We start from the raw sequence: 14,794 nt of genomic DNA, 5'->3' as shown, positions 1-14,794 counted from the left end.
TATGGTTAATCGGGTCATTTAATTGTGTCCATCCATTTGCTCATTCTATCGCTACCTTGAAAGTGTAGGCTCCTAGCGAGATCAGATATAGCCCTTTCGGCAAATGACCGGTTTCGTAGTTGGTCGCTGAAAAATCGGCTCGGTCGTCGACGACTACTCCCGCCATATTCCGGACGACCAACCTCCTTTTTGCAGGCGGAACATCGAAGTACAATTTTCCTTTGACCGGATTGGGGTAAACGATCAGCCTGATTCCGGATTCATTTTTCAGATTGATGCTTTTTGAAAGCGTATAGCTATGGTCGGAATCCAACTGTTTCAACCGGTAGTAAGCATTCGCAAGCGGCTGTTGATCCACAAACTGGTAATCGGCCCTGGCAGACGCGGTACCTTTACCGGCTACAAAACCGATTTTTTCGAACGTCATTCCATCCGCGGCTCTTTCGATCTCAAACCCTTCATTATTCACCTCTCCTACTGTGCTCCACAGCAGCACATTGCCCTCGGAAGAAGCCTTTCCCGAGAAGCTGATCAGGTTTACCGGCAGCGTAGTCTGGTTTGCGAGCAGAATAGCCGTTGTGGACAACGCAGGAACGGTTATAGTCAGGGAGTTTGAATTCACGGATGCCGTGCCCTCCTGCAAGGCATTCTGGGTGTCAGACACAAATGTCTCCGTCGCCGGCAACGATGCCAATTGCAGGGTTTTGTAATTTCCATTGGCAACAGTAAAGTTGTTCAGATTGATGGTAACCGTGCGGGGTGCATTCATGTCGCGATTGACAAGCATTACTGTCAGGGAGTCGGCGTTTTCTGTGACCGAAGAATAGGCTGAAACCGTGTTTTCGAGAGAAGAAGTACTGGCTACGCTGTATTTTTTCGCATTGCGGCTAAACAGGTGCAGCGTTTCCCACATGCCCACCGACCAGTTCCATGGTGCAAACAATTCGACGCCGTGGTTTGCAAATGTTCCCAGATGGGAAGCGTAAATGACAGATTCCAGGCTAGGGTTGCTGCTGGACATAGTTCCCCATTCGCTTACGCCGGTGGTGACGCCGTGGTTTGCACCGAAATGCTCGGTCAGCCAGCCGTCGATTCGCTTGAAAATATACTGTTTTGTAATGGAGGTATCCCATCCGCCATTCATGGTCCTGATACCATTCGAACCCGGGTAATCGTAGGTTTCATCGTAATAGATCCGGTGCCCCTGCAATGCTGCCGCATCATCCCCATTGTACCACGGGTAATTGTGAATATCCAGCACATCTACCAGTTTGATACCGGTTGCTTTATATTCGTCGCCGAGGCGTTTGATGAAATATTCCAGCCAGGGATAATACCTGCCGTCGACTACAATACTTTCATTGGACCATCGGTACCATTGCCATTCCGAAGTGGTCACAGGACCACAGATCTTCACATTGGGATCGATCGCTTTGGCCTTCTTGGCCAATTCAATGAAGCGATCCATAAAGGCAGAGGCCGATATCAAGGTAGGCATGGCCCAGTCATGCGTACCGTTCCAGATATCCACCTCATTATCCATACTCCAATACCGGAACCGGTTTTTGTCGAGTCCTAAGCCATTGGCTCCAAACCAATGGTCCAGGATCGCCACCGAAGAGTCGGCCGGCCAGGGCTTGCTGAACAGATCAATATTCCCATCGACCAGCGCCTGGGTCCCACCGGCCGGGTTCACTTGCCCTCCGCCGGCCAGGTTCTGGCCCACCCCCGACCAATACTGCGCCTGATTATATTCCCAATCATTGAAGTTGTTGCTGTTATTGGACGCAGCTCTGCCTAATAACTGGAAAGCAAACATCCCCTGCATGTTGGAAAAGTTGTTATTAACCTTTTGGGCCATTGCATCCCAGTCAGCCGGATATACGTTGTTGTACCAGTCGGGATGGACTGCCAGTTTTGCGCGCCAGTTGTAGGCGGATGCATTATTTCCTCCGTTCATGCGCGCAAAGCGCAGTCCCGCGTCTTTGTAGAATTGATCTGATTTGTCAAGGAAGTCATTCTTCCCGTATATGTTGGGGGAAATCAGGCGTTTGTCCTGCGTTGCATTCACTGAAATAGTCACATTCTGGGCAAAAGCCGTCACCGAAATGCTGCAAAGTAAGGCTCCTGCCAGGCTCTTTTTTGCCTGACAAAGTATTGTTTTTACCATTTTAAATTTCTTCTGATTGGTTTGTTTTTCCAGTTTATGGGGGAAGCGTCATGCCGATGTTAACCGGCAGCAGCTTGATATCACTTCCGGACGTAGTTGTAAATGGCCAGTTCCGATTTAACCGGGTCCTTGAACCCAAGCTGCATCCTGTCCTCTTTGAGACTGATGACATATGCCTTCGACCAGACCTGGTCCCTGCCCATATTAAGCGGCACTACATTTATGAACGACATGGTCTTTGTCTTAACATCAAAAAAGTAGCTGCCCGAGAAAATCCCGCTTTTGGTTATCCCTTTCTGGCTCACCTTCACCGCGGGCTCCGCTGTTCCGCTTTTCAGACCTATTGTCATGGTGCCATAGTCCTGCGCGGCCCCCATCCAGCTTTCGTAATTCGGATCGTACAGCCAGCAATCCCCTCCTGCCTTACCGCATTGATTATCCCAGCCATAATCGACGCCCGAGAAGTACAACGGACCTTTGAATTTGGTTGAAACACCTTTCGCATCCAGGTCAAGTACCCAGGTCTTTTCCTTACCAATTCCGCCGGTAAGCAGCTTGAACACAGGGTCTTTATAGTACTCCAGAATGGCAGGGTCAAAAATTTGGATGGAATAATCGACCGTGTCGATCGCTGTACCGTAAGTGATTTTGTTCGCCAGCAAAGGATCGGCTCCGGTAAAACTGCCGGGGACTTTCACGATCACACTCGAATCGGTGTAAGTAACTCCCGCCAAGTTAGCGCCCAGACCCTGAAATGCTATTTTGGTGGCGTTTTTGAGGTTATACCCGACAATATTGATCGTTTGGCCCGGAATAATGGTATTGATGATCGTATCCTTTGGCGCCGCGGCGTAGTTTCTCACGTGTGAGATCATCGGTGCACCGGTGATGTTGATGGTAAAAGAAGCCGAGCCGCTGCCGTTCACCACAGTAACGACATTCACCTTTTCCCGTGCCACAGAATCGAATGGAATCGAAGGTACCTGCACTACAATGCTCCTGTCGGTCAATAACGTGTGGTTGATCGTCGCCGGAATACTTCCGAAATAGACCTGCGAAACATCTCCCAGGTTTTGCCCCAGGACAACTACCCATTGGGCGGCCTGCAGTGTTTGAACCACAGTATCGGCCGGAGACGCCGCATAATTGCGTATTTCAGTGATAACAGGTGGAGACAGCTCGTCCTTTTCACAGGCAGACAGCAGCAGCGAAACCGCCGCCATGCAGTAAAACAGCGTCAAACATATTCTCTTATATAAAGTCTTTTTCATTTCTCTGAATTTTTAAAACGAGTAAGGCACGGGAGCTTCCAGCAGCTTAGGGTTAGCCGTCACTTCCGGCGAAGGGATCGGGAATTTGAATGTGGTCGTATTGGCCGGCGTAATGGCTCCGAGCGCATCACCTTTTGTCACAACACCCTTGTCATCATAGGTAAACAGGATCCGCTCCTGTTCGTTGAGCTTTTTGATGGCCTTGGGTTCGTTGTAATAAGAAAGCCTGACCAGATCTTCCCAAAAATGCCCTTCTGCGGCTAATTCGACCCTTCTTTCTCTGAACAGCGTCTCGGCGTCCAGGGATGTTACCGGGGCAAGACCTGCCCTTGTGCGCACTTTATTGAAATAGAGCAGCGCGTCGGCATTGGTCGTAGAGGTATTATTACCCATTACGGCTTCCGCGTAAATCAGGTACACCTCCGCGAGCCTTAACAATGCATTGTGCTCGGTAGACGACGTCAATGTCATCGTTGGGGCACTGTTGTCTACCCTTGTGCCGATAATGTGCTTTTTCAAACCGGTGTTACCGTTAAATTTATAACCTCCTCCTGCCGCATTCAGCTCGGGATAATAATCGCCTTTGAGCATGAAAGTAGCCTTCCTTCTGAGTGAGTCTCCTCCCTGGTATTGCTTATACAAATCGTAAGTGGGCGATATTGCAAACCAACCAGCTTGGCCCGCAGCTGAAATCTCTGCTCCCCCTGGCGAATAGATTTGCAGCATGTTTCCTTCCAGCCACCCTGCCCCCGCCGCCCATTGCAAAGCAAATAAGGATTCCTGATTATCGTTAAACTGCGTTTTGAAAAGGTCCGCATAATTGGGCAGCAGCGATAGGCCGCTTTGCTTGCAAACATTGCCCGCATGTAATTTGGCACTGTCCAACAGCGCCTGGTTTCGCGGACCGTTGCCCTTTGCGTCCAGCCCCGCCCAGGTCAGGTATACTTTGGCCAGCATGCCTTGTGCCGACCAGGTCGATACCCTTCCGGCATCTTTTGCCGGGAGATGTTTCGCAGCAAAAAGCAGGTCATTTGCCGCAAACCGATAAACATCCTCAACCGTATTGCGGTACACCAATGGAGAATTGATCAGCTTGGTATTATCTTCTATAATGGGAACGTCCCGCCATTGCAGGGCCAGGTTATAGTAGGCGTATGCACGCAAAAATTTCGCTTCGGCAATCGCTGCATTCCGGTCTTTTTCAGGAATGGAAGCAGGCGCTTTTTCCTGAATGGCTTTGATGGTAACATTGCAATGTGCGATGATCTTGTACATCGCTTTCCAGCTCGCAATCATGATTTCATTGCTTCCACTGACAGAAAAAGTGTGCAGCTGCACTGCATCCCCCCAGTAATTAACGGCCATATTACCGCTCAAAACTTCGCCGATCGGCAGGTAACAAGTATAATTCCACTCCGCCCACGGTTTACCTCCGTAAAGAGCAGCCGTCGCCAGCCGCAGGTCATTGGTAGTCTGATAAAAGTTATCGGCACTGATTTGCGATAAAGGCGGACGATCCAGAAAGCTTTCACTGCAGCCAGCCATGCACGCGCCGGCGAAAAGCAACGCTGTCGCCAGTTTATTCTTTATTTTCATTGCTTGATATTTTAAGATTCAAATCATTAGGAAGAATCGGCACGCTATTTCGTCAGCTGCAAACTTGCGCCTACCGTGAACACGCGCGGTTGCGGATAGAAACCATTGTCATATCCTGCATTGAGCGGATTCCAGGAACCTATTTCCGGGTCCATTCCCTTGTACTTGGTGATCAGGAAGGCATTCGACACATTTACATAAACACGGAGGGCGTGAATGTGCGCCTTTTCCAACAGGTTTTCGGGAAGCGTATAGCCGAGTGAAATAGTCTTGAACCGGATGAACGACCCGTCTTCTACATATTTGTCGGAAGCCCTGTTGTTGCCGTTCGTGTTGTCATTTCTGATGCCGGGAATATCCGTATCGGGGTTGGTCACATAAACATTATTGATATCGGTCTCCGGTTTACTGGGGTCAATCAGCGCGAGTTTGGCGTAGTTGTTCAGCGCTTTGAGGTAGCCGAAACTGGTTCCGGGATATTCGCCGGTCATGCGCATTTGGTTAAACACCTTATTGCCGTAGTTACCGGTCAGGAAGATGTTCAGGTCAAACTTCTTATACGAGATCGAGTTATTAAGCCCGAATTGCAGCTTCGGGATCGGTGATCCGAGGTAGGCCTGGTCCCGCTCGTCGATCACCCCGTCTCCATTGACATCCTTGAATTTAAGGTCGCCATACCAGATACTACCTCCCGCTGCGCCAACGGGCAGGGGTGCCCCGTTCTTGGTAGGGAGCGCATGCGTCTCGAAGTCCTCTTTCTTGGCAAAAACGCCGTCTACCTTGTACCCGTAAAACTCACCGATCGAATTGCCGACGATCGTCTGGCTATATGGCCATCCCACAAGCGAGGCGCCATCGGTATTCAGCCTCAACACCTTATTGACGTTCCTGGAAACGGTCAGATCGGTTTTCCAGGTAAGCGCTTTGCCCTGAATGTTGGTCGAGCTGATTTTGAAATCGAATCCCTTGTTGCTGATCGTACCTACATTCACATATGGAGCATCCAATGCACCTGGCGACCAGCCCACTGCCGTCCCCGAGTAAAATGGCAACGGAATCTGCATTAAAAGGCCATCCGTTTTTCGGTTGTACAAGTCAACGGAAAAATTAAGCCGCCAGGATAGCAATGCAGCGTCGAGACCCACATTGGCGTATTTAGTTTTCTCCCATTCCACGTACGGGTTTCCGATGTTCTCGGTGAGCTGGGATATCCCCGACAAACCGGTGGCCACCGTCGCTAACGTAGATGTATAGGCGAAGTCCCTGACGTTCTGGTTATTGGTCAAGCCATAGCCTACCCGAAGCTTCAATTCATTGATGTCTTTGATATTTTTCAAAAAGCCTTCATTCTGAATTTTCCAGGCCAACGCTCCCGAATAAGTGGTTACCCACCGGTTTCCGGCCGCAAATCTTGAAGAACCGTCGGCACGGACGTTACCGGTTATAAGGTATTTATCAAACAGCCCGAAATTCAACCGACCGAAGTAGGATTCTTGGGCATTCTGCGTTTTCGAACCGGAATTGGTAGCCGAAGTAGGGTCACCGCTGTTGATCACCTGCACGTTGTTGGACGGGAAATTATTACGCCCCGCACCCACGTTTTCGCCTTTGCTCAATTGAGCCTCGTGTCCCACCATTACATTGGTATTATACCGGTCGTCGAACGTATGCGCATAAGTGAGGTAATTTCTGATAGTGGTGTAAATGCTCTGGCTGTAATTGTAGGAAGCACTGTTGCTGTTGTTCTTCACAAGCCCCATGGTGTAGCTTGGGTTGAATTTATCCTCTGTTGCCATAGAGAAACTTCCCGTAACCTCGTTTCGCAGCGTCAGCGATTTGCTAAAAGCGATTTCCGCGTAGGCATTTCCAAACAGCTGATTTCGGTTTACCTGATCTTTGTTGATGCTCGCCACCGCATACGGGTTCACGGTGCTGTTCACCCAACCGTTAGGGTTATACGCACCACCCCAACTGCCGTCAGCATTGGTGACGGGAATGTCGGGCGTTTGGCTGAGCGCCGAATTGATGACGTTCGAGCTGGTGGAATTTACATTCTCGCGTATGTTCGCAAGTTGCAGGCTCGTACCGATTTTCAGCCAGTTGGTCGTCTTGTTGTCCAGATTCAACCTGACAGAAATTCTTCTGAAATCCGAGCCCAACGCAATACCGTCCTGTTTGAAATACGAGCCCGACAGCAGGTATTGGGTCTTGACATCGCCTCCATTGACGGTGATGGTGTGGTTAGTCATCGGCGCGTTTCTGAACAGCTCCTTTTGCCAGTCGGTACCTTTGCCCAGGTATTGAGGATTGGCAAACTCGGGCCGGGTATCGAATCCCCAGCCCAAGCCGGTATTTCGTTCATTGATGAAGGTTGCGTACTCCCGTAAATTCATGGTAGGAATCCGCCTCGGCAATTGTTGAAAGCCTGTGTAGACATCGTAAGAAATGCGCGGAGGAGCTACTACCCCTCGCTTTGTGGTGATGATTACCACGCCATTGGTCGCTTGCGAACCGTAAATCGCCGTAGCAGACGCATCTTTCAGCACGTCCACCGACTCGATTTCCGATGGATTAATTGCCGCCAGCGGGTTAGTTCCAGCGCCCATGGAAGCGGTAGAGCCTATAATTACGCCATCTATCACATATAATGGTCCCCCGGAGCCGAACGATGATATTCCCCGGATCTGTACGGAAACGCCTCCGCCCGGTTGGCCGGATGTTTGCTGGACCACCATACCCGCCACTTTTCCCTGTAATGCCTGATCAAAGGTCACCGGGTTCGTTTTGCGAATTTCAGCTCCGGTAACAGAGGATATGGAGCCGGTGACGTCTTTTCTTTTGGATTCACCATAACCGATCACCACGACTTCGGAAAGCGTGGCGATATCAGGCTGGATCGTAATATCGAAGGAAGTCTTGTTTCCTACCGGAATTTGCTCGGACAGATAGCCGATGAAGGAAATTTTAAGAACATCCTCGGGCATCGCCTGAATGGAAAACTTCCCCTCCGTATCCGTTGATACGCCCATCGTGGTTCCTTTCAGCAGGACAGTCACGCCCGGCATCGGGGTACCGGTTTCACTTTTGACGATTCCCGACACCTGCCGTCGCTGCGCATGGGCCGCGATACACGAAAACAAAATAAGCACAGTAACACATAAGCACCTGTAAATTTTCCTCATCATTCGATTAGCCTTAAGTAATTACACCATATGTTTTGCAAATAGACCTAAAGATCACAGTCCGGAGCGCCCGGGCATACTACGTCGAACTGTAACAATAGAAGGAATTATTTGCACCAAAGGTAGAGTGCAGCCTAAGTACTAAAGGGTATCGATTAGTCCGAATAAAGGGTATAAAAAGTCCAGAATGGTATTTAAAGACCAAAAAACCGGGAAATAATTCAAAATCCCGGGCCTAGCTGCGACCCGCTTCCCGTTTGCCGCATGAATACTCCGAAGGCAATACATGATAAACTTCCCTGAAATAGCGGGCGAAATACTTAGGATTGTTGAATCCGACCTGGTAGGCAATTTCAGAGATGGAAAGCTGGCTTTTTTCCAGCAACTGGGCCGCGTGCTGCAACCTGATCTCCCGGATTACTTCCAGAGGAGATTTGCCGGTAACCGTCTGAACTCTTTTAAACAATTGCGAACGGCTCACGCCCAGTTCCCGGGCAAGGTCGACTACCGTAAATTCCGGATTGGAGATATGCCGCTCGATCGCCTGAATCATTTCATGAAGAAATTGCTGATCCAGCGGCGTTACATTGATTTCGCTGGCTTTGACCCCATTGCGGGTGACCAAAAGACTGCGGAGTTTTTCCCGCGACGAAATCAGGTTCCGGATTCTTGATTCCAGCACCTGAAAATTGAATGGTTTGGTAATATAGTCATCTGCACCGGCCTGGAAGCCTTCGAGAAATTGCTCATCGTCCGATCGGGCAGTGAGCAGAATCACCGGGGTCTGTGAGATCTGTTCATCCGATTTGACCATCCTGCAAAGGTCGAGCCCGTTCAGGTCAGGCATCATAATATCCGAAACAATCAGGGCCGGACGATGTTCAAGCACTTTTTCCCAGCCCTCCTTACCGGTCGATGCTTCGATGACCGAATAAAATTGTTTCAAATTGTCTTTGAGGTAGAAACGAAAATCTTCATTGTCTTCCACAATCAGGATGCGTGGTTTTCCTTCCGCTTCGTATTTTTCCTCGTCTTTTTCCGGAGGTGCTGTCGCTTCGCCCGATATGTTAGTCAGTCCGGCAGTGATTACTTCGCTACGTTTCTTCAAAGGCAGTTTCACCACAAAACAACTTCCCTCCCCGACTTCGCTCTCCACCCCGACAGACCCGCCGTGAATCCGGACGAATTCCCTGGTGATGGCCAACCCGATACCGCTTCCCTGGTTGATAATCGAATTCGGCAAATCACTCTGAAAGAAGCGCTCAAAAATCAGCTCTTGTTTTTCGGGCGGTATTCCTATGCCTGTATCTTTCACCCGGATCTCAACGAAATAGTCATCGCCTGTATCCCGGACATCTACGTTCACCGATACCTCACCGGGACCCAAAGTAAATTTGATCGCATTCGATAGCAGGTTGAATAAAATCTTTTCGAGCTTGTCATGATCGAACGACGTTTCCAGCCCGGAGACATTGGAGGCAAACAGAAGCCGGATATCTTTTTTCTCCGAAAGATCAGAGAACGAATAGACGGTGTTCTTGACGAATCTGATCACGTCCCCTTCCGTGGGGTGAAACCGGATTTCATTTACTTCCAGCTTTCTGAAATCCAGCAGCTGATTGACCATGTTCAGCAACCGCCGCGCATTTCGCAGAATCAGATCCAGCTGTTTGCGGTCCTGGCCGTCGACAGCTTTCTCGGTGAGCTTTTCAGCGGGCGCAAGTATCAGGGACAGCGGGGTACGCAACTCGTGACTCACATTGGTAAAGAACTTTGTCTTCAACATATCCAGCTCCTGCGAGCGCCTTGCCTCCTCGCGCGTCTGCACGATGGCAAATTTCATACGTTCCCTTTCCTGTATGAGCTTTAATGCCGCGAGCAACAGTAAAGCAATCGCTGTCGCATACAAGACATAGGCAATCGGCGATCGCCAGAACGGAGGCAGGACTTTGATGCGGAGCGATATCCCTTCCTGATTCCACAATCCGTCGTTGTTGGATGCGATCACACGAAAAACGTAGTCGCCGGCGTCGAGGTTGGTAAAAGTGACTTTCCTGTTGTTTGCATCTGTTACGAGCCAGTCGTCATTAAAGCCTTCCAATTTATACTTGTATTGGCTCCCGGCGGGCTGGATGAAGTTTAGTGCGGCAAATTCGATGGAAAAGACATTGTCGCTCGCCTGCAATACGACGGAAGGATTTGTCGTGACCGACGAAGATAATACCGGCTTCCTTCCGGTCAGGGGTCCGGGGCGGACACTGCGGTTGAATAGCTGAAAATCAGTAAACACCAACCGCGGCACCATTTTATTCTCTGCCAAATCAGCGGGCCTGAATATATTGAACCCGTTGGCTCCGCCGAAGATCAGCTCTCCGGCACGTGTCCTGAATGCAGCGTCTTCCGTAAATTGCCTCCCTTGCAGCCCGTCCATTTCCGAGTAGTTCCGGAAACTCACCTGCAAACGCTCCTTGCCGGGAGTAATCGTCGCACATGACAAGCCATTGGGCGTACCCAGCCAGAGCCGTCCTTCTTGATCCTCGGCCATCGATAAAATCGCATTATGCGGAAGCCCCTGCTTTTCGCCATAGTTCACGAAAGTATTGGATCCGGGCATCCACAGACTAAGCCCCCCCCGGGAGCCGATCCAGATCCGCCCACGGGCATCTTCCAGTATGCCAAAGATGTCGTTGCTGACAATAGAAGCCGGGTTACCTTTTTCTGTTTCAAAATGCGCCAATGCGCCCGATGTCTTTTTCAAGACGTCGATCCCCGTTGAAGTCCCGAACCACATATTTCCTTTGGAATCCTCAAAAATGGTGGGAACATAGGTAGAGTAAAGCGCCCGCTGGTCAGGATGCCGATACCGGGTGAAGCTCTTCCTTTCCTGGTCAAATATGCATAGGCCGCCGTCGAGGGTACCGATCCAAAGTCGTCGCTGCGAATCTTCGAATAGCTCCCATACGCTCCTCCCCGGAAGGCTTTCAACCTTGGTGGGATCGTGCTGGTAGCGGGTAAATTGGCGCCCGTCAAAGCTGTTTAACCCACCCAGAAAAGTGCCTATCCACAATTGGTTTTTATGATCCAGGCACAAACTGACGATCACATCGCTGCTCAATGACCTCGGATTACCAGGATCGTGGCGGTAAGTGGTGAATTTCCCTGTATTCCTTTCAAAATAGATCAGTCCCCCTCCATTGGCTCCCAGCCAGAGATTACCTTTACGGTCTTCGACAAACGCATTGATATCTTCAAAAGGCAGGCCGTGAGGCTTCGTTCGCCGGTTAACCAGGGGAAACACACGGATATTCTCATGAAAATAATCGACCCCTGCTTTGTAGGTTCCTACCCAGATCAGCCCGTCGGAATCTTTCAGCATGGCGGTGATTGCATTATGGCTTAGTCCATTCGCATTCTCCGAAGCATACCGCATATTGGTTAGCGATAGGGTCTTTTTGTCCAGCACGTCGATGCCGTTTTGGCCATTGGCGATCCAGATATTGCCCCTATCGTCCTCTGTCACCCCGGTAATCAAATCCGAACTCAGACGGGGATTTCCGAAGGTCTTGCCCAGGTAGTTGATCTTTCCCAGCCGCTTGTCAAGATATGCTATACCCAAATCAAAGTTGGTGGGAAACGCCCAAACGTCCCCATCCCGATCTGCGATCAAAAGGCATTGCAGCTTATCATTTTTGCTCCGTCTGCGATCGTAAAAGAAATTATGTCTTTTGATCACCCGAACGATCTGCTTTTCGAGGACTATATTTTCCACTATTCCATTCGAATGCGCCAGCCAGTAGGTGCCATCATTACCCTGCACCATGGACGTGACATCGTTGCTGCCAATGGAAGTAGTATCACCGCCCGAATGCCTGACCGAAAAAGCCCTTTTACTTTTTTCGTTATAGCAAATAATTCCGTCGTCCTCAATAAGAAACCAGTAATTACCCTTACGATCCGGCACGACGACTCTCAGCTTAGCCGGTTTACGGATTGAATAAGGCTGAAACCCTTGCAGGGGCCGCGAAAAGGTCTCCGTGGCCGGGTCATAGACGCAGGGGCCGAGGCTGGTGATGACGCCCATTTTGCCAGACGGCATTTCAAATAATGCCGCTATATCGTCGTCAAACAGGGATGCAGGGTCGGAAGCGTCATTCCGAAAAACCTTGATCGCGTAACCGTCAAACCGGTTAAGGCCGGATTCTGTGCCAATCCACAGGAAACCGCTTTTGTCACGGTAAATCGCTTTGACATGAGTGTGGGAAAGTCCCCGGCGGGCATCGATATGAACAAACCGGCGCTGCTGCGCAAATAATTGGAATGAGGCATGAATTAGGAGAAGCGCCATCACCAACACGCTGCTCTTCCACGGACGTTGTCTTTTCACCACCAAAATTCAGATTAAGGTTTGTCATTCAAATCCCTAAGGCGGTTCCGCGTATTCAGCTTTTTGAATACTTAATTAAACGAAATTGGCCAAAGTGAATCCTTCGGCCAAAGTTAACTACCACATCTAAAAGAACCCAATGCAATGATCGGGTTCCCAGGTTATCTTGTGCGCAGAGCGCGTGTATTGATACTATTTAAAAAGCAGTTGGGCGAATCCAAACAGGTCGTGCCTCCATACCGGCCACGTGTGCCCGCCGGGATATTCACTGTATTGGTATTTAATGCCGAGCTCGTCATATTTGGCAAGCATAATCTTGCAGTTCTTGAAGGCAATGTCCTCAGGGCCGCCCATCGAAATCCAGAAGTTTTTCAGGTTGTTATTGATAGTGGCCGCATTGGTTTTGGCAAACTCGTAATGCGGCCCCGACAATGCATTATTATTCGCAAACCAGCCCGAGCTGAACACGCCAAGCGACGAAAACATGTCCGTATTTTTGATACCGGCGTAAAGTGTCTGAATCCCACCCATAGAAAGGCCGGCCAGTGCGCGGTTCGCGGCATTAGCCTCGACCCGGTAAGTGCTTTCCACAAAAGGTATCGCGCCCAGTTTTAACTCATTCTCGAAAGCTTTCAGAAAACCGTCGCCGGCGGTTCCAAGGCTGCCCGGGCCAAGCGGGATTCCCGAATTACCATCCATCATCACGATCAGCATCGGTTTTGCCTTGCCCTCCGAGATCAGGTTATCCAGAATCAGGTTGGTCTTGCCCTGGGTAGCCCACCCCCGCTGATCTTCCCCGCCCCCATGCAGCAGATACAGCACGGGATACTTTTGAGTCGAAGCGTCATAGCCCGGCGGCGTATATACGTACATTTCCCGCCAGGTATTGCTGGCTTTCGACAAGTAACGCTGGATCTGCACAGTGCCATGGGGCACTTCTTTCAGGGCATAATAGCCACCTTTCCGGGAAGGTATTTCGATGCCGCTGGCCATCCTGCCCATTCCGTAAAAAGTCTCGCTGGCCGGATCGGCCAATGCCACACCATCAATAAGCAATGAATAGTAATGAAAGCCCTCTCCAATCGAATCCGTGGTCACCGACCAAAAGCCGGCGGTGTCTTTGAGCATATCGTATTTCTTACCCAGGTCCACCTGCACTTTCTGGGCATTGGGCGCTTTGGTGCGGAACACTACCCGGTTGTCTGGCAGGATCTGAGGATATTTGGCCGATCGGACGTTTGTTGATGCCGGTGTGCCGAGGATAGTGTACTTCGACAGCGACTGGACATTGACGGGTTTAAACAAAAACTGTGAAAACATGTACAGGCCATTTTTCCAAACCTTGAAATCGTGGACGCCCGGTTCGATGTAATACACGTGCGGGACATCGTGCTCGAAGAGGTAATCGTGTGTGCGCTTGCTGAAAGTGATCAGCCGGTCGTCATCGCCGCAGGAAAGCCAGAGCAGTTTTAGCTTGGTTTTGGCATTCTGGGGATCCGGCATCAGTTCTTCCGGCCTTTTCGTGTTTGGCGCAGACGAAAACCCTCCTACCCAGGCGAACTTGTCCAGGTTACCCAGCCCGAAATTAAGCGACTGCCCGCCGCCCATCGACAGCCCTGCAATCGCGCGGTTCTCCCTGTCGGTAAGCACCGGATATTTCTTCTCGATGAATGGGATCAAATCGGTCAGCAAGTCCTTTTCGAATGTCGAAAAAGCGGCCACCTTATCGGGTGCCATGATGTTTCCCGTTGCCCGGTCGTCTTTCATGGCCCGGCCATTAGGCATAACCACGATCATCGGCTCGATCTTCTTTTCCGCATACAGGTTGTCCAGGATCAGTTGCGGGTTACCGCCTTTCAGCCATTCCTTTTCATCCCCACCAATGCCATGCAGCAGGTACAGTACAGGATATTTTTTCTTTTTTGAGAATCCGGGCGGCGTGTAGATCAGCGCTTTCCTGCGATTGCCCACCGTCCTGGATTCGTATTGCAGCGTATCTATTTTCCCTGCCATCACGCCCTGGCGCACTGCATCGTATCCCGTAGGCATTTCCATGGGCTCGTTTTGTGCAAGAGAGGCGGTAGCCAGCATAAGCAATCCCGCCATAAGCGGTAAAGGTTTTAGCATAGTCATAAATGTTGTAACCGTTTTTTATTTATATTGAATACCAACTATTTAACTAATTTGAAAA

General features: G+C 50.2%; 6 protein-coding genes. All 6 read right to left on the bottom strand.

The genetic code is table 11. The features are described from left to right. Positions 1 to 40: 40 nt before the first annotated feature. A complete protein-coding gene (locus ACQ4MZ_RS29775) occupies positions 41 to 2,170 on the bottom strand; it encodes a glycoside hydrolase family 44 protein (RefSeq protein ID WP_430851408.1) in 2,130 nt (709 codons plus the stop codon). An 80-nt stretch (positions 2,171 to 2,250) separates the two neighbouring features. After that, positions 2,251 to 3,441: a hypothetical protein gene (locus tag ACQ4MZ_RS29770; RefSeq protein WP_430851406.1), complete on the bottom strand. Its 1,191-nt coding sequence runs from the start codon at positions 3,439 to 3,441 to the stop codon at positions 2,251 to 2,253. 12 nt (positions 3,442 to 3,453) lie between these two features. Beyond that, the gene (locus tag ACQ4MZ_RS29765) at positions 3,454 to 5,037 is read right to left on the bottom strand and encodes a RagB/SusD family nutrient uptake outer membrane protein (protein WP_430851404.1); all 1,584 of its coding nucleotides are present in this window, start codon (positions 5,035 to 5,037) and stop codon (positions 3,454 to 3,456) included. Between the two features lie 44 nt (positions 5,038 to 5,081). Next, positions 5,082 to 8,177, bottom strand: a complete 3,096-nt coding sequence (locus ACQ4MZ_RS29760; protein WP_430851402.1) for a SusC/RagA family TonB-linked outer membrane protein — start codon at positions 8,175 to 8,177, stop codon at positions 5,082 to 5,084. A 277-nt stretch (positions 8,178 to 8,454) separates the two neighbouring features. Further along, positions 8,455 to 12,603: a hybrid sensor histidine kinase/response regulator transcription factor gene (locus tag ACQ4MZ_RS29755; RefSeq protein ID WP_430851400.1), complete on the bottom strand. Its 4,149-nt coding sequence runs from the start codon at positions 12,601 to 12,603 to the stop codon at positions 8,455 to 8,457. 192 nt (positions 12,604 to 12,795) lie between these two features. After that, positions 12,796 to 14,709, bottom strand: a complete 1,914-nt coding sequence (locus tag ACQ4MZ_RS29750; protein WP_430851452.1) for an alpha/beta hydrolase-fold protein — start codon at positions 14,707 to 14,709, stop codon at positions 12,796 to 12,798. Positions 14,710 to 14,794: the final 85 nt, after the last annotated feature.

The sequence above is a fragment of the Dyadobacter sp. BHUBP1 genome, assembly GCF_050587785.1.
In the GTDB taxonomy this organism is placed as follows: domain Bacteria; phylum Bacteroidota; class Bacteroidia; order Cytophagales; family Spirosomataceae; genus Dyadobacter.
This window is presented reverse-complemented; position numbering and strand designations above follow the sequence as displayed.

What these genes read in the sequence shown, in the direction of transcription:
- ACQ4MZ_RS29775 (WP_430851408.1), bottom strand. Translation starts at nt 2,170, where the DNA reads ATGGTAAAAACAATACTTTGTCAGGCAAAAAAGAGCCTGGCAGGAGCC.
- ACQ4MZ_RS29770 (WP_430851406.1), bottom strand. Translation starts at nt 3,441, where the DNA reads ATGAAAAAGACTTTATATAAGAGAATATGTTTGACGCTGTTTTACTGC.
- ACQ4MZ_RS29765 (WP_430851404.1), bottom strand. Translation starts at nt 5,037, where the DNA reads ATGAAAATAAAGAATAAACTGGCGACAGCGTTGCTTTTCGCCGGCGCG.
- ACQ4MZ_RS29750 (WP_430851452.1), bottom strand. Translation starts at nt 14,709, where the DNA reads ATGGCGGGATTGCTTATGCTGGCTACCGCCTCTCTTGCACAAAACGAG.